General features: G+C 67.5%; 14 protein-coding genes and 1 tRNA gene. 6 read left to right on the top strand and 9 right to left on the bottom strand.

Annotated features, from left to right (window positions below):
• Positions 1 to 88: 88 nt before the first annotated feature.
• The 4 genes from HWX14_RS17795 to HWX14_RS17780 form a co-directional block, all read right to left on the bottom strand.
• The gene (locus HWX14_RS17795) at positions 89 to 904 is read right to left on the bottom strand and encodes a nucleotidyltransferase domain-containing protein (protein WP_175883757.1); all 816 of its coding nucleotides are present in this window, start codon (positions 902 to 904) and stop codon (positions 89 to 91) included.
• A gap of 55 nt (positions 905 to 959) precedes the next feature.
• A complete protein-coding gene (locus tag HWX14_RS17790; RefSeq protein ID WP_279611817.1) occupies positions 960 to 2,183 on the bottom strand; it encodes an RtcB family protein in 1,224 nt (407 codons plus the stop codon).
• 62 nt (positions 2,184 to 2,245) lie between these two features.
• Complete coding sequence (locus HWX14_RS17785; RefSeq protein ID WP_175883756.1) at positions 2,246 to 3,385, bottom strand: slipin family protein; 1,140 nt, start codon at positions 3,383 to 3,385, stop codon at positions 2,246 to 2,248.
• A gap of 257 nt (positions 3,386 to 3,642) precedes the next feature.
• A tRNA-Phe gene (locus HWX14_RS17780) sits at positions 3,643 to 3,715 on the bottom strand.
• 338 nt (positions 3,716 to 4,053) lie between these two features.
• Here HWX14_RS17780 and rtcR point away from each other — a divergent pair.
• A complete protein-coding gene (gene rtcR, locus HWX14_RS17775) occupies positions 4,054 to 5,670 on the top strand; it encodes an RNA repair transcriptional activator RtcR (RefSeq protein ID WP_175883755.1) in 1,617 nt (538 codons plus the stop codon).
• A 32-nt stretch (positions 5,671 to 5,702) separates the two neighbouring features.
• Here the strand turns inward: rtcR and HWX14_RS17770 are convergent, their stop codons facing one another.
• Both HWX14_RS17770 and HWX14_RS17765 read right to left on the bottom strand, forming a co-directional pair.
• Positions 5,703 to 6,455 carry a class I SAM-dependent methyltransferase gene (locus HWX14_RS17770; protein ID WP_175883754.1) on the bottom strand — a complete coding sequence of 251 codons (753 nt, stop codon included), beginning with the start codon at positions 6,453 to 6,455 and terminating at the stop codon, positions 5,703 to 5,705.
• Positions 6,456 to 6,468: 13 nt separating this feature from the next.
• On the bottom strand, positions 6,469 to 7,095 hold the full coding sequence (locus HWX14_RS17765) for a LysE family translocator (RefSeq protein WP_126367491.1): 627 nt from the start codon (positions 7,093 to 7,095) through the stop codon (positions 6,469 to 6,471).
• Positions 7,096 to 7,259: 164 nt separating this feature from the next.
• Between HWX14_RS17765 and HWX14_RS17760 the strand changes: the two genes are divergently transcribed.
• The 3 genes from HWX14_RS17760 (at position 7,260) to HWX14_RS17750 (ending at position 9,715) form a co-directional block, all read left to right on the top strand.
• On the top strand, positions 7,260 to 8,060 hold the full coding sequence (locus tag HWX14_RS17760; protein ID WP_175883753.1) for a helix-turn-helix transcriptional regulator: 801 nt from the start codon (positions 7,260 to 7,262) through the stop codon (positions 8,058 to 8,060).
• A 118-nt stretch (positions 8,061 to 8,178) separates the two neighbouring features.
• Entirely contained in the window at positions 8,179 to 8,598 is a 420-nt protein-coding gene (locus tag HWX14_RS17755) for an ATP--cob(I)alamin adenosyltransferase (RefSeq protein ID WP_175883752.1), read from the top strand.
• Between the two features lie 112 nt (positions 8,599 to 8,710).
• Positions 8,711 to 9,715, top strand: coding sequence for a LysR family transcriptional regulator (locus HWX14_RS17750; RefSeq protein WP_175883751.1), 1,005 nt, complete (start codon positions 8,711 to 8,713; stop codon positions 9,713 to 9,715).
• Between the two features lie 229 nt (positions 9,716 to 9,944).
• Here the strand turns inward: HWX14_RS17750 and HWX14_RS17745 are convergent, their stop codons facing one another.
• A complete protein-coding gene (locus HWX14_RS17745; protein WP_175883750.1) occupies positions 9,945 to 10,865 on the bottom strand; it encodes a LysR substrate-binding domain-containing protein in 921 nt (306 codons plus the stop codon).
• Positions 10,866 to 10,973: 108 nt separating this feature from the next.
• Between HWX14_RS17745 and HWX14_RS17740 the strand changes: the two genes are divergently transcribed.
• Together HWX14_RS17740 and HWX14_RS17735 are read left to right on the top strand one after the other, a co-directional pair.
• Positions 10,974 to 12,056, top strand: coding sequence for a tartrate dehydrogenase (locus tag HWX14_RS17740; protein ID WP_175883749.1), 1,083 nt, complete (start codon positions 10,974 to 10,976; stop codon positions 12,054 to 12,056).
• 167 nt (positions 12,057 to 12,223) lie between these two features.
• Positions 12,224 to 13,534 carry an MFS transporter gene (locus HWX14_RS17735; RefSeq protein WP_175883748.1) on the top strand — a complete coding sequence of 437 codons (1,311 nt, stop codon included), beginning with the start codon at positions 12,224 to 12,226 and terminating at the stop codon, positions 13,532 to 13,534.
• Positions 13,535 to 13,614: 80 nt separating this feature from the next.
• Here the strand turns inward: HWX14_RS17735 and HWX14_RS17730 are convergent, their stop codons facing one another.
• Both HWX14_RS17730 and HWX14_RS17725 read right to left on the bottom strand, forming a co-directional pair.
• Entirely contained in the window at positions 13,615 to 14,409 is a 795-nt protein-coding gene (locus HWX14_RS17730; RefSeq protein ID WP_175883747.1) for a polysaccharide lyase family 7 protein, read from the bottom strand.
• Positions 14,410 to 14,768: 359 nt separating this feature from the next.
• Entirely contained in the window at positions 14,769 to 15,266 is a 498-nt protein-coding gene (locus HWX14_RS17725; RefSeq protein WP_175883746.1) for a shikimate kinase, read from the bottom strand.
• Positions 15,267 to 15,371 lie beyond the last annotated feature (105 nt).

The following is a 15,371-nucleotide window of genomic DNA, read 5'->3' as shown; positions in this document are numbered from 1 at the left end:
CAGGCACGGGCGTTGCTGGCCTGCATTGATCGGACGAGTGCGGATGCAAAAACGGCGCGATCCCCGGAGGCATCGCGCCGTTCACGTTTCATCGGCCGTCGACCACGTCGCGCAGGAACGCGTCGAGCATCGCCACGTCGCCCCACGGCCGCTTGTATTCGCGATCGTGTTCGGCATCGGCGAGCATCGTCTCGACCAGCGCGTGGATCGCCGGCCGGCGCGGCCCGTATTCGCTTTCGTTCGCGCTCATCTTCAGCGCGAGCAACGCGTCGAGCTCCGCGCGCACCGTCGGCTCGTGCACGGTGCCGTCGACGAGGTCCGCAAAGCGCATCGGCGGCATGCCGAGCCCCATGTCGATCCAGCGCACCGCGAGCAGCGGCCGCAGCACGTACAGGTACTTCTTGTAACGCACCGTATCGCCTTGCAGATAGCCGCGAAAATTCTTCTTCGCCATCGCGAGGTAGTGATGACGCCCGCGTACCGGCGAGAAGAACGCCGATGCCAGCGACCTGAGCCGCGGCGCCCAGCGCGCATCTTCGCGATACACGACCGGCGAGTCGAGCCATTCGAGCAGCGTCGGGTTCGAGCGTCGCAACAGTTGCAGCGCCTTGCGCAATTCCCAGCCGCTGACGTCGAGCTCGTCGTCGAGCGGCCGCTCGATCACGTCGCGTTGCGGTTCAACGCTCAGATACCAGTCGCGCCGGTGTGCATACACGAAGCGTACATCGTAATCGCTGTCCGGCGACGCGAATCCCCAGCCGCGGCTGCCCGATTCGCACGCGAACAGCACGCTTACCTCATGGCGGCGCTCGACTTCCGCGAGCTCCGCCATCACGCGCGCCCGCACCGCCGGGTCGATCGGATGCGCGCTGCGCACGGTCGTCATTGTCTTGTCGGTTTTCATCGTTGTCGTTTTCCTTTCGTTGTGCGCGGCCGCGGGCCATCGGCCGCACACCGTGCTATCCCTTCACGCACACCACCTGACGTAGCGTATGCACCACCTCGACGAGGCTGCGCTGGGCTGCCATCACCGCGTCGATGTCCTTGTAGGCCATCGGGATTTCGTCGACGACGCCCGCGTCCTTCCGGCATTCGACGCCTTGCGTCGCCTTCGCCTGATCGTCGGCCGTGAAGCGGCGCTTCGCTTCGGTGCGGCTCATCGTCCGGCCCGCGCCGTGGCTGCACGAGCAGAAGCTTTCCGGGTTGCCGAGCCCGCGCACGATGAAGCTCTTTGCGCCCATCGAGCCCGGAATGATCCCGAGCTGCCCCTTCTGCGCGGACACCGCGCCCTTGCGCGTGACGAGCACGTCTTCGCCGAAGTGGCGTTCGCGCTGCACGTAGTTGTGGTGGCAGTTCACCGCGTGCTCGTCGACCGAGAACGGTTGGGCGATCACGCCGCGTGCCGCGCCGATCACCGCGTCCATCATCGCCTGCCGGTTGCGTCGCGCGTAGTCCTGCGCCCAGCCGACCGCTTCGACGTAATCGTCGAAGTGCCGGCTGCCTTCGGTGAAATACGCGAGGTTGCGATCCGGCAGGTTCGCGATGTGCTGGCGCATGTCGGCCTGCGCGAGTTCGATGAACAGGCTGCCGATCGCATTGCCGACGCCGCGCGAGCCGCTGTGCAGCATGAACCACACGCGGTCTGCTTCGTCGATGCACACTTCGATGAAGTGATTGCCGGTGCCGAGCGTGCCGAGATGCGCATAGTGGTTCGTCTTTTCCAGCTTCGGATACTTGTCGACGATCCGCTGGAAGCCCGGTTGCAGCGACTTCCATGCTTCGGTCACGGCGGCCGGCGTGCGATCGCCCCATGCGCCCGGATCGCGCCGGCCCGGCGCCCGGCCGTGCGGCACCGCGCGCTCGATCGCGCTGCGCAGCCCACCAAGCGAATCCGGCAGGTCGGATGCCGTCAGCGTCGTGCGCGCGGCCATCATCCCGCAACCGATGTCGACGCCGACCGCGGCCGGGATGATCGCGCCCTTCGTCGGAATCACGCTGCCGATCGTCGAACCCTTGCCGAGGTGCACGTCCGGCATCACCGCGACGTGGCCGAAGATGAACGGCATCTGCGCGGTGTTGCGCAGTTGCGTGCGCGCTTCCTCTTCGACGGCGACGCCTTGCGTCCACATCTTCACCGGCTTGCCGTTCGCCAGCTCCATCACCTGATAATCCATGTCTGTCATTTGCGTCACCTGATTCATTTCGGGATCCGGCGCGAGTCATCTGCATCGCGCCGGATCCTGCATTACGCGCCCTTGATGCTGACGAGTCCGTTCAGCACCTGGTCGAGACCGCCGAACACCGAGATGCGGTCGATCCGTTCCGCGACGCGCTCGAGCGTTTCCAGCTCCTTGAGCCGCAGCGCGGTCGGGTTCTCTTCCATCACCTTCGCGGTGTTCAGCAGCGAACGCGTGGCCGCCGTTTCCTCGCGGCGGCGAATCACGTTCGCCTGCGCGGACTTCTCCGCTTCGACCACCTGCGCGAGGATCGTCTTCATGTCGCCCGGCAGCACGATATCCTTCACGCCGACGCTGCGCACGTCCACGCCCGACTGGTTCAGACGGGCGCGCACTTGCGCGATCACGACGTCGTCGAGCGACTGCTTGTCCTCCAGCAGCTCGTCGAGCGAGCGCGTGCCGACCGCCGAACGCAGCGCGAACTGCAGCTCGCGATACAGGTGTTCGACCGGTTTCTGCAACTGGCCGAACGCGTGCAGCACGTCCGCATAGCACCACGTCGCCGACAGGTTCAGCCGCAGCGCGACCTTGTCGCGCGTGAGGATTTCCTGCCCGCCGACTTCGATCGCCTGCAAGCGCAGATCGACGAGTTCGACCGCGACGTCGCGGTTGAAGCGCCAGAACGCCGCTACGCCCGCGGCCAGCAACCGCTCGATCTTGCCGTCGATCTTCAGTACGCCGACGTGGTACGCCGGCACCTGCGCCAGCAGCACGCCCGCGAGCCCCGCCACGCCGCGTGCACGCAACGCCGGTTGCGCGATGCGCTTCACGAGCGCGGCGGGCAGCATGCTGTCCTGCGCGAGATCGATGCGCTCCAGCCGATGCGCGGTCAGGCCGCGCCAGTACAGCCGGCGCGTGCCCGGTGCCAGGATCTCGACGAGCACGTCGTCTTCGTAGCGCAGGCCCGCTTCATCGTCGGCGAGATCCATCGCGACGAAATGCTGCGCGAGCACGTCCTGTGCGTCGTGACGCAGGTAATCGGCCAGCGCTTCGTCGGCGAGTGGCGCATCGAGACGCGCGGTCTGCACCGACAGGCGCTTGAACGGATCGAAGGCCTTGAACACGCCCGGTTCCAGCACCTTCACGAAATCGCCCTCATTCATCAGCAGCGCGCGTTCGTTCTTTTTCACTACATGTCGCATCCACATATTCTTGTCCTTTTCTTCGATGGCCGCCGGGTGACACGCATCGTGCGGATCGCGGGGCGACGCAACCGGGCGGGCGGCGCGCCGGCCCCGCGTCGAAGTGCACGGCGACGCATCCTGCATCGCGTCGTCGTGCGCCTTCGCGCGGGCCGTGCGGCCGCCCGGCCGATCGCGCGGAACCGCAACCGGCCCGACGCGCGGCGGGCCTGTCGGCCCGCACCGGCGGGTACTGCTTTCATACGAGACCGTCCTTGCGGACAGCGTTCGAGCGGGATTCGAACCCGCCACCGGCCGGCTTTCGCCGGCTGCTCCACCTGACTGAGCTTCCGAACAATGGGGCGCCCCGGGATTCGAACCCAGGCGAGGCATTCTGGCGCGCGCCCCTTTGCCTTCGTCTGTCCATGGCGGCATGCGCTGCCGCGACGAACGAGGTTCGGCGGCGGCGCACCAGCAGGGCTTTGTGAACCCTGGCTCGTGGGCCAGCGGGACATCCGGCGTCTTCTATTTAGCGAGGAGCGTGCCAGTGCGGGCGCGGGCTTTTGTGAAATTTCCCAGGCGATTGAAAGTAAAGGGAATTTTTTGTTTTCGGCGGCCGGGTAGCGAAGCTTGTTGCAGCGTGTCGCGATGAATATCCGATATAATGGGATCGCTTATTATCCCATGAGATAAACATGCGAAAGACCGTCGCAATCGGTTTTCTCGGCACCGTGCTCGACCAGGGCGGCCGCGCGCCGCGCCGTTACCGCAAATGGCGGCCGACGATTTCGCTGTGCGAGCAACCCGATCTGCCGATCGACCGGCTCGAACTGCTGCATTCGCTGGACTACACGCGTCTCGCCAACCAGGTGCGGGACAATCTCGCGCGCGTGTCCCCTCACACCGATGTGCGGCTCACGCCGGTCACGATCCACGATCCGTGGGATTTCGAGGAGGTCTATGCGACGCTGCACGATTACGCACGTGCGTATCCGTTCGACCTCGAACACGAGGATTACCTGATCCACATCACGACCGGCACGCACGTCGCGCAGATCTGCTGGTTCCTGCTGGCGGAAGCGCGCTACCTGCCCGCGCGCCTCGTGCAGACGGGGCCGCCGCAGCGAACCGACGAAGGGCCGAGCGGGCCGGGCACGATCTCGGTGATCGATCTCGATCTGTCGTGCTACAACCGGATCGCGCAGCGCTTCACGCGCGAGCGCGACGAAACGGTGTCGTTCCTGAAGGCCGGCATCGCGACGCGCAACGCGCGCTTCAATGCGCTGATCGAGCAACTCGAGCGCGTGGCCGTGCGTTCGCGCGCGCCGATGCTGCTGGTCGGGCCGACGGGTGCCGGCAAGTCGTTTCTCGCGAAGCGCGTGTACGAACTGAAGCGCGGCCGGCATCGGCTCGCGGGGCCGTTCATCGAGATCAATTGCGCGACGCTGCGCGGCGACGCGGCGATGTCGACACTGTTCGGTCACGTGAAGGGCGCGTTCACGGGTGCGCAGTCGGCGCGGGCGGGGCTGCTGCGTGCGGCGGACGGCGGGCTGCTGTTTCTCGACGAGATCGGCGAACTCGGGCTCGACGAACAGGCGATGCTGCTGAAGGCGATCGAGGAGAAGCGCTTCCTGCCGGTCGGTGCGGACGTCGAGGCGACCAGCGATTTCGAGCTGATCGCGGGCACGCACCGCGACCTGCGGCAGATGGTGGCGGCCGGGACGTTCCGCGAGGATCTGTATGCGCGGATCAACCTGTGGACTTACGAATTGCCGGGGCTCGCGGAGCGCCGCGAGGACATCGAGCCGAACCTCGAATTCGAACTCGACCGTTTTGGCCGTGAGCAGGGCGAGCAGGTGCGTTTCAACGTGGAGGCGAAGCGGCGCTATCTCGCGTTCGCGGCGTCGCCGCGCGCGACGTGGGCCGGCAACTTCCGCGAGCTGTCGGCCTCGGTCACGCGGATGGCGACGCTGGCCGATGCGGGGCGGATTACCGAGGCGCTCGCCGAGCAGGAGGTCGAGCGGCTGACGCGCACGTGGTCGTTGCCGGCTGGTGCGGGGGCGTCGGATGCGTGCGTCGACGCGGTGTTCGGCGCGCGTGCGGCGGAACTCGACCTGTTCGACCGTGCGCAGCTCGAGCGCGTGCTCGACGTGTGCCGCACGTCGGCGAGCCTGTCGGAAGCCGGGCGCACGCTGTTCGCGGTGTCGCGGCGGAGCAAGAAGCAGCCGAACGATGCGGACCGGTTGCGCAAGTATCTTGCGCGGTTCGGGCTCGATTGGGAAGGGGTGCGGCGCGCGCTCGATGTTGTGTGAGCGCGAGGGGCATGGTATGCGCGCTGCGCCTGTTACGCGCGACAGACCGCAATGATCTCCACGCTCGTCGCCTCATCGAACGGTGCATGCTCCCAATCGCCGCACCAGTCGGCCGACGCGAAACCGGCTGCCGTCACGCGCGCCTGCAATTCGGATTGCGCGATGAAACGCAGCCGGCTCGTATTCGTCAGCACCGTATCGTCGCGGCGGAAGCGGTAGTGCGTGTCGAACGTCACGACTGCGCCGTCGATCGCACGCACCGCATGATGGAGATCGACGATGCCGAGTTCATGCGACTCGACGCTGCGTGCCGACTGCGCGGGCGTCCATGCTCGCCATGGTTCGCTGCGCGGGTTACGGGTGTCGAACAGGAAACGGCCGCCGTCGGCGAGCACGCGTCGCACGCCGCGCAGCGTCGCGTCGATGTCGTCGTCGGTCAGCAGGCACTGGAATGCGTGCCCGGTCATCACGACCGCATCGAACGGCGCGCCGGGCGGCAGGCCGTCGAGCGCGCACGCGAACCAGCGTACCGCGTCGGCGTCCGGCTGGCGTTGCGCATGATCGATCATCGCCGGCGCGGGATCGATCGCGACGACGTCATGCCCGGCCGCCGCGAGCCGTCGCGCGAACGTGCCGGTGCCGCAACCGAGATCGAGGATGCGTTGCGGGGCGGCGCCGATCGCGGCGGCATAGAACGCGAAGTCGCGATCGCCCGCGTTGAACAGGTCGTACGCCGCGACGAGGCGCGGGTCGGTGTAGAGCAGCTCCGCGTCGGCGCGCGTCATGCGGCCGCGCGCGTCAGCGCTGCTGCACGGCCACGCGCAGCCCGAGCGCGATGAAGATCGAGCCGATGATCTTGCCCTGCCAGCGCGTGAGCCACGTGAGCCGCTTCACGATGCGGCCGAGCGGGCGGATCGAGCACGCGATCAGCGTCGTGTAGAGCGAGCTGAGCACGACGAAGATCAGCCCGAGCACCGCGAACTGCACGAACGTCGAGCCGCGTTCCGGATGCACGAACTGCGGCATGAACGCGAGAAAGAACAGCGCGGTTTTCGGATTCAGCACTTCGGCGGGAATCGCCTGCAGGTACGCCTTGAGCGGCGTGACGGGCGACACCTGCGGCAGCGACGGGTCGGCCGCCTTCTCCAGCAGCGCGCGCACGCCGAGATAGATCAGGTACGCGGCGCCGACCAGCTTCACGACGTTGAACGCGAGCGCCGACGTCATCAGCAGCGCGGACAGCCCGACGGCCGCGAACAGCGTATGCACGAAGTCGCCGCTCGCGACGCCGAGGCCGGTCAGGATGCCGGTCTTGCGCCCGCCCTGCACGGTGCGGCTCAGCACGAGCAGCACGGCGGGGCCGGGGATCAGGAACAGGCCCAGAACGACGGCCGTGAAGGTGGTCAGCGTGGTCAGGTCGAACATGGCGGCTCCGGCAGGTTGGCGCGGCGGCGGGGGATCGGCGCATTGTATTCGGTTCGGCGCGCGGCCGCAGACGCCCCGCGAACGGCGCGGCTGCGCCGGCGCCTTTCTGGTATAAGCACGACAGGACGCGCCGGCGTCCGGCCTTTTCCACTGCCCGTCGTTCCATGCGCGACCTTCCACCGATCACCGATCCCGCCGCGGACGCCGACGTCTATCACGTGCCGCGTCCGCTGGTCGTGTTCGGCGGCTCGGTCGTCGAGCCCGAATGGCGGCTGGAGCGGCACAGCCATCGCCAGGCGCAGTTGCTCTACACACTGAGCGGCGTCGTCTATTGCGAGATCGACGGCGGCGTGTGGAGCGCGCCGCCGCAATGCACGGTCTGGATTCCGGGCGATGTCCCGCATGCGGCGCGCGGCTCGGCCGGCGCGACCTTCTACGCGGTACTCGTCGAACCCGACGCGGCGCTCGACCTGCCCGCGCGCTGCTGCACGCTGGCCACGTCGCCGCTGTTGCGCGAGTTGCTGCTGAAGGCGGCCAGCTTCCCGAACCTGTACGACGTCGACGGGCCGCAAGGGCGGCTGGTGGCGACGCTGCTCGACGAACTCGTCGCGGCGCCGGTCGAGGATCTGTACCTGCCGATGCCGGCCGACCGTCGGTTGCGCAAGCTGATCGACCATCTGCTCGACGCTCCGGCCGACAAATCGTCGCTGCCCGAGCTCGCGCGGCATGCGGGCATCAGCGAGCGCAGCCTCACGCGGCTCGCGACGAAGGAGCTCGGGATGAGCCTCGGCGACTGGCGCCGGCGGCTGCACGTCGCGCTGTCGCTGCGGATGCTGACGACCGGCCGCCGCGTGCACCAGATCGCGATCGATCTCGGCTACGAGAGCGCGAGCAGCTTCGTCACGATGTTCCGCAAGGCGACCGGCAAGTCGCCGACGCAATTCCTGACCGACCGGCAACGCTGAACGTCCGCACTGCGCCCGCGCAGGTTTGGCCGGATTGAAAAAGCAGTTGGCCGGGATGAGAAATGACGCATGAGGTCTCGCTCCATAAAATGAGAATCGTTCTCATCTGGAGTCCGACATGCAAATCGTCACGACTGAATTCCCGTTTGTCTGGCTGCGTTACAGCGGCTCGCCCCCCACCGATCCCGCGCGCCTGCTTGCCGAACTCGACGCGCTGCTCGCGCGCCGCGAACGCTTCGTTCTTCTGACCGACGATGCGCCGTCCGGCGACGATCGCGCGGACAACGATCACGAGATGCGCAAGCAGCTCGCGAAGTGGAGCAAGGCCAACCGTTCGCTGTCGCGTGAATGGATTCCCGGGATGATCGCGATCGAGCCGAATGCGGCGCGGCGCGTGGCGCTCAATGCCTTTTCGGGCGCCTTCGAGAAGGTCTGGGGCTATCCGCTGAACGCGGCGGCGAGCCGCGACGACGCGCTGGCGCTCGCGCAGCGGCTGCTCGCCGAACCGGCGCCCGGCGTCGCGGCGGCGAACGCCTGAACCGACGGCCGCGCCGCGCGCGCGGCTTGCGTCGACATCAACATCGACATCGACACGTCGCACGGTGCGCGAGCGCGCGCCGCGGCATATCGCAACCACGCAGAGGTGTGGGGTGGACAATCCGATCCGCGCGATGCGCATCTTCACGCGCATCGTCGAAATGAACAGCTTTACGCGTGCGGCGCAGGCGCTCGGCATTTCGCGCGCCACGGCAACGCGCACCGTGCAGGAGCTCGAAGCGGCGCTCGGCATGCCGCTGCTGGTGCGCACGACGCGCGCGTTGCGGGCGACGCCCGAAGGCGATGCGTATTACCGGCGTTGCGTCAGCATCACCGCGGACGTCGACGAGCTCGAAGCGAGTATTCGCGGCGCCGCGCTGCATCCGAGCGGGCCGCTGCGCGTCGAAGTGCCGGCGTCGGTGGCGGGCGCGATCGTGTTGCCGGCGCTCGGCGCATTTCATGCACGGCATCCCGATCTCGAGCTGATGCTCGCCGTGGCCGGGCGCGCGGGCGATCGCATCGGCGAGGCGATCGACTGCAGCATCCGGCTCGGTGCGCTGCCCGATTCGTCGCTCGTCGCGCGCCGGCTCGGCTCGCTCGAGCGGGTGACGTGCGCGAGCCCCGCGTATCTCGACCGCTTCGGCGTGCCGCGCACGCCCGACGATCTGGGCGCGCATCGCGCGGTCGGCGCGTCGCAGGCTTCCGGCCAGCGTTCGGCGGAGCTCGAGTTCGTGATGGACGACGCGGTGCGCAAGGTACGGCTCGACGGCATCGTCAGCGTGGACGACGAGCAGGCGTATCTCGCCTGCGGCGTGCACGGCCTCGGGTTGATCCAGCCGACGCGCGTGGCTGCACAGCCGCTGATCGAGGCGGGCCGGTTGCGGGAAGTGCTGGCGGGCTGGCAACCCGATGCGGTGGCCGTGTCGGCCGTCTATGTGAAGCGGCCGCATGTGTCGCCCGGCGTGCGCGCGTTCGTCGACTGGATCGCCGAGCGTTTCGTGCAGGCTGGCTACGAGCAGGAAGGGCTGGCGGCGGCGGGGGCAGTGGGGTGGCGGCCGGTGCAGCCGGGTGCGGTTGCTACCGGCGATCGCTACAGCGGGCTGGTAGCGGTGGCCTGACGGCAGCAGACCGACGGAAAGACCTCGAGCGTTCGCGAGGTCGAACGCGCCGGCCATCTATCCGATCCGTATCGAACGATGTAAATATTTTGGCGATTTAGCACGAAATTAGCCGGAATATTTTCATCGGATGCCGAACGGCCAGCAGTGCAGCCGTATAGGGTGAGTCGGGGGGGGCGCGCGCATCACGCATCGGCAGCCGACACACACGGCGTATGGAACTGGCGCGCTACACCACCCTAAACCGCCCCAAGTCTTCCGCCAGGAAATCGACGAACGCGCGAATCCGCGTGGACATCTGGTGACGCTGCGCATACACCGCGTAGATGTCGGCGCTCGGCGTTTCATGATCGGGCAGCACGACGACCAGCCGCCCGTCGGCGAGATAGTCGCGCAGGTCCCATTCCGCACGCATCAGGATGCCGTGCCCGTCGAGCGCCCACTTCACCGCGATCTCGCCGTCGTTCGTCGTCAGGTTGCCGTTGATCCGCACGGCTTCCGTGTGACGGGCCGCGCCGCGCCCGCTCGTCAGGCGCCACACGCCGTAGCCTTCGTCGCCTTGCCGGATGCCGATGCAGTTGTGCCGCGTCAGGTCGTGCGGCGTGCCGGGCACCCCGTGCCGCGCGAGATACGCGGGCGCCGCGCACAGCAGCCGGCGATTCGGCGCGAGCCGCCGCGCGACGACGCGCGTGTCGGGCGGCTCGCCAAAGCGGATGCACACGTCGAACGCGTCGTCGGTGAGCGGCGGCGGCATCACCGACAGCTGCAACTGCACCGACACCTCCGGATAGCGCGCGACGAAGCGCGAGATCGCCGGGCCGACGTGGCTGCGCCCGAACCCGAGCGTCGCATTTACGCGCAGCAGGCCCTTCGGCCGCTGCTTCGCGCTGCCGAGCAACTCGCCGAGCTCGTCCATCTGGTCGAGGATCCGGCGCGCGTAGTCGAGATACACGTCGCCTTCGGGCGTCAGCATCATCCGTCGCGTCGTGCGGTTGACGAGCGTCACGCCCGCGCGCCGCTCCATCTGCGTGAGCCGTTTGCTGACGGCCGCCGCGGTCAGCCCGAGTTCGCGCGCGGCCGCGCTGAGGCTGCCCGACGCGGCCAGCGTCGAAAAGAAACCGAGATCGGCCGGCTGGACGGTATCCGCCATGACGGGATTCGTGAATTGAAGTTAAAGATGCTTTGAGTATAGCCCCGGTTTCTGTACTTCCGGTTCGGTAAAGTGCGTTCACGCTCACGATCAATCGAGGATGTCCGCATGAAGACCTACCGTATCGCAACGATTCCCGGCGACGGGATCGGCAAGGAAGTGGTGCCGGCCGGCAAGCAACTGCTGGAAGCGTTGGCCCGCGGCAGCGACCGCTTTGCGTTCGAGTTCGAGGATTTCGACTGGGGCGCCGATTACTACCGTCAGCACGGCGCGATGATGCCGGCCGACGGCCTCGACGCGCTGCGCGGCAAGGACGCAATCCTGTTCGGCTCCGCGGGCGACCCGGACGTGCCCGACCACGTGACGCTGTGGGGCCTGCGGCTGAAGATCTGCCAGGGCTTCGACCAGTACGCGAACGTGCGCCCGACGCGCATCCTGCCCGGCATCGACGCGCCGCTGAAGCGCTGCGGGCCGGACGACCTGAACTGGGTGATCGTGCGCGAGAACTCCGAAGGCGAATACGCGGGCGTCGGCGGCCGCGTGCACCAGGGCCATCCGATCGAGGCCGCGACCGACGTGTCGATCCTCACGCGCGCCGGCGTCGAACGCATCATGCGTTTCGCGTTCCGCCTCGCGCAGTCGCGGCCGCGCAAGCTGCTGACCGTGATCACGAAGAGCAACGCGCAGCGGCACGCGATGGTGATGTGGGACGAGATCGCGAAGCAGGTTGCGCAGGAGTTTCCCGACGTGACGTGGGACAAGGAGCTCGTCGACGCGGCGACCGCGCGCATGGTCAACCGTCCGGCGTCGCTCGACACGATCGTCGCGACCAACCTGCACGCGGACATCCTCAGCGATCTCGCCGCCGCGCTCGCGGGCAGCCTCGGCATCGCGCCGACCGGCAACATCGATCCCGAGCGCCGCTATCCGTCGATGTTCGAGCCGATCCACGGCTCCGCGTTCGACATCATGGGCAAGGGGCTCGCGAATCCGGTCGGCACGTTCTGGTCGGTCGTGATGCTGCTCGAGCATCTCGGCGAGACGGACGCTGCCGCGCGCGTGATGCAGGCGATCGAGGCCGTGACGGCCGACCCGTCGCTGCATACGCGCGACCTCGGCGGCAGCGCGACGACCGCGCAGGTGACGGCGGCCGTCTGCGAGCGCGTCGCGAACGCGGCGGTCGCGGCCTGACGGCGACGACGCGGCGGCGGCCGCGCATGCGCGGCCGAGCGCCGCTCGTTTGCTTCACTCAGGCATTTCCTGCCCGCGACTCGCGCATGCGACGCGAGCCGGGCGCCGGCCGGCGCTCGCGGTCCACCGACCGACGACGCACGGCCCGACCTCGAAGGAGGAGACACATGCAAGCGGATCTGGAAACCCGCGTCGCGCGGAAACTGATGTGGCGCATCATTCCGTTCGTGATGCTGCTTTACTTCGTCAGCTTTCTCGATCGCGTCAACGTCGGCTTCGCGGCGATGACGATGAACAAGGCGATCGGCCTGTCGCCGACCGCGTTCGGTTTCGGCGGCGGCCTGTTCTTCATCGGCTACTTTCTGTTCGAAGTGCCAAGCAACCTGATTCTCCATCGCGTCGGCGCACGCATCTGGATCGCGCGCGTGATGATCACGTGGGGGATCGTGTCGGCGGTGTCCGCGTTCGCGGCCGGGCCGACGAGCTTCTACGTGCTGCGCTTCCTGCTCGGCATGGCGGAAGCCGGTTTCTTCCCCGGCATCATCCTGTACCTGAGCCTGTGGTTTCCCGCGAAGCAGCGCGCGGTGGCCGCCGCGTGGTTCATGGCGGCCGCGCCGATCTCGACCGCGATCGGTTCGCCGCTGTCGGGCGCGATCATGCAGATGCCGCCGATGTTCGGGCTTGCCGACTGGCAGATGCTGTACATCGTCGAAGCGCTGCCGGCGGTGGTGCTCGGCTTCGTCGTGCTGAAGCGCCTGACCGATGCGCCGTCGCAGGCCGCGTGGCTGCGCGCCGACGAGCGCGACTGGCTGATCGCGAAGCTGAAGGCGGAAGCGGATGCGCGCCACGCGCATGCCGGGCATACGGCCGGCGCGTGGCAGGCGCTGCGCGACCCGCGCGTGCTGGCGCTCGCGCTGATCTACTTCGGCACGTCGGCGGGGCTCTATACGCTCGGCCTGTGGGCGCCGCTGATGGTCAAGCAGTTCGGCTTCACCGCGTTGCAGACGGGCCTGCTCACCGGCATTCCGAGCATCGCCGCCGTGGTCGCGATGATCGCGTGGGCGCGGCATTCGGATCGCACCGGCGAGCGCACGTGGCACGTCGTGATTCCGTGCGTGCTGGCGTGCATCGGCTTCGTGTTCGCGGGGCAGGCGAGCACCGCGCTGTTGACCGTGCTCGCGCTGGTCGTCGTCAACATCGGGATCAGCGCCGCGAAGGCGCCGCTGTGGGCGATGCCGAGCGCGTTCCTGTCGGGGGCCGGCGCGGCGGCGGGCATCGCGATGATCAACTCGATCGGCAATCTCGGCGGGTTCGTCGGGCCGTTCGCGATCGGTTGGCTCAAGCATGTGACGGGCGGGTATGCGGCCGGACTCTATGTGGTCGCCGGTACGCTCGCGGTGTCGGCGGTGGTGACGCTGATGTTGAGCCGGAAGGGGGCGCGGGAAGCGGTCGTGCCGGGCGTGCGGCATCACCCGTAAGCGCGGCGGGCGCGCAGAAAAGCCGGGCAGGTGCGTGTCGCCTCCCGCCCGGCTTCATGCGCGGTGACGCGCGATCCCCGTCAGCTGTGCGTGAGCGTCAGGGCATAGAACTTCACGACGGTGCCGGGCGTCGTCAGCGGCGTGCCGGACACGGCCGTCTGATCGTAGTCGCCTGCCTTGAAGTAGAAGCTTTCGCCATCGAAGCTCGAATCCATCGTGAAGGTCTTGGTCGTGCCGTTCGCGGTGACGGTGATCGTCGTGCCGCTCAGGCTCAGCGCATAGCTGAACTTCTTGCCGACACCGACCGTCGTGATCGGTGTGGTCGTCGACTTGCCGCCCTGGTTGGTGCTTTCGAGCAGCAGCTGCACGACGCCGCCGGACGTGAACTGCAACTCGCACAGCGGCTTGCTCGGACCGGTGCCCTGGAAGATCTGGCCGATCGTCGTGTGGTCGGGCACCTGCGTGACCGCCACCGTCGCATTCAGCCGGTTGGTGCCGGACGTCGGCCAGATCGCGTTCTCGCGCAGTTCCGTGCGCGGATGCAGCGAGCCGGACGTGGTCCAGCCCTGTGTCGGGTCCATCATCACCATCGCGCCGTCGCTGCCGTCCGTGTAGAAATACGTCGGGTTCACATAGCCGCCCGCGAGCGACGAACCGCTCACGGTGTCGACCTTGCCGGACGAGCCGGTCGGCAACTGCAGCGTGAACGGCGCGAGGTTGAAGTTCGAGCCGGGCGGGTTCGACGGACTGAGCGCCATCGCGGTGGCCTGCTGGCGCGCGGCGGCGGCCGGGCTGGCCGGGTCGTCGCCGCCGCAGGCGGAAAGGAACGCAACGGATAGAACGGCGGCGACACACGGGATGATCCGGTTCTTCATGATGTCTCTCTCTCTGATGGTCCGTGGCTGGACGCCGCGTCGTGGATAACGTTTTCTTTTTTATGCGTGAAATCGCCGGAAAGGCGGTTGGCGGCCTGTAGAAAGCACTCCAAAATACAGAAAGCAGGTATGGCTCGACAGCGACTGGAGAAACTGGGATATCAAGCGGGGAATGCTAAGATTCGTGATGCTTTCGATCGGCTTTCCGGATGGTTTTGTCGGCCGGTCGGGGAAGATGCTAGCAAGAAGCATCAGAAGAGTAAACGTTTTCCTATCGTGGATGAGGAAGCCGTTTTTCGCCGAGCAGTGGCGCGCGCAATCCGTGTGTCGGCGCCGACGCGTGCGTGCAGGCGCGGGCGTTACGCCGCCGCCGCGGCGACGTACTGCGCGATGCGCGCCGCACAGCCATCGGGCGTCGCGCCCGACGTATCCAGCACCATCTGGCTGAACGCCCGCGCCGCATACCCTTCGCGATACATCTCGGCGATCCGGTTGCGTTCCCAGTCCGTCAGCGCACGCGAGCCGCGATTCGACGCCGCGACCGCTTCGGGCGGCGCGAGCGTGACGACGAACAACCGCGCGTCACGCGCATCGCAGGCCGCACTCAGCCGTTCGAATTCCGCATCGCCGATCGGATAGGCGATGACCAGATGGCGTTCGCGCGCGGTCGCGATCTGCGTGACGAGACGCTCCAGCGCGATTGCCCATTGCACGTCGAACGGCGCGTCTTCGGGGGCATCGTGATCGTCGCCGTCGATGAAGCGCGCGTCGGGCAGCATGCGTGCGAGCGCCAGACCGATCGTCGTCTTGCCGCTGTTGATCGGGCCGTTCAGGTGAATGACGGTAAGCGTGGTCATGAGTCGACGCAGGAATCGGACGACTCGCAGCTTGCCATGAACTGGTGCGACAGTGCAGTGCCGTGGCGCGTCACGCGGCGTAATGCGAATACGGAGGGAAAGCGG

Origin of the sequence: Burkholderia sp. BCC0044 (genome assembly GCF_902832955.1) — a bacterium.
Taxonomy (GTDB): domain Bacteria; phylum Pseudomonadota; class Gammaproteobacteria; order Burkholderiales; family Burkholderiaceae; genus Burkholderia.
This window is presented reverse-complemented; position numbering and strand designations above follow the sequence as displayed.

Bases quoted from the DNA above. Each gene is read 5' to 3' on its own strand.
- HWX14_RS17795 (WP_175883757.1), bottom strand. From the start codon at position 904: ATGAAAACCGACAAGACAATGACGACCGTGCGCAGCGCGCATCCGATC.
- HWX14_RS17790 (WP_279611817.1), bottom strand. From the start codon at position 2,183: ATGACAGACATGGATTATCAGGTGATGGAGCTGGCGAACGGCAAGCCG.
- HWX14_RS17785 (WP_175883756.1), bottom strand. From the start codon at position 3,385: ATGTGGATGCGACATGTAGTGAAAAAGAACGAACGCGCGCTGCTGATG.
- rtcR (WP_175883755.1), top strand. From the start codon at position 4,054: ATGCGAAAGACCGTCGCAATCGGTTTTCTCGGCACCGTGCTCGACCAG.
- HWX14_RS17770 (WP_175883754.1), bottom strand. From the start codon at position 6,455: ATGACGCGCGCCGACGCGGAGCTGCTCTACACCGACCCGCGCCTCGTC.
- HWX14_RS17765 (WP_126367491.1), bottom strand. From the start codon at position 7,095: ATGTTCGACCTGACCACGCTGACCACCTTCACGGCCGTCGTTCTGGGC.
- HWX14_RS17760 (WP_175883753.1), top strand. From the start codon at position 7,260: ATGCGCGACCTTCCACCGATCACCGATCCCGCCGCGGACGCCGACGTC.
- HWX14_RS17755 (WP_175883752.1), top strand. From the start codon at position 8,179: ATGCAAATCGTCACGACTGAATTCCCGTTTGTCTGGCTGCGTTACAGC.
- HWX14_RS17745 (WP_175883750.1), bottom strand. From the start codon at position 10,865: ATGGCGGATACCGTCCAGCCGGCCGATCTCGGTTTCTTTTCGACGCTG.
- HWX14_RS17740 (WP_175883749.1), top strand. From the start codon at position 10,974: ATGAAGACCTACCGTATCGCAACGATTCCCGGCGACGGGATCGGCAAG.
- HWX14_RS17735 (WP_175883748.1), top strand. From the start codon at position 12,224: ATGCAAGCGGATCTGGAAACCCGCGTCGCGCGGAAACTGATGTGGCGC.
- HWX14_RS17730 (WP_175883747.1), bottom strand. From the start codon at position 14,409: ATGAAGAACCGGATCATCCCGTGTGTCGCCGCCGTTCTATCCGTTGCG.
- HWX14_RS17725 (WP_175883746.1), bottom strand. From the start codon at position 15,266: ATGACCACGCTTACCGTCATTCACCTGAACGGCCCGATCAACAGCGGC.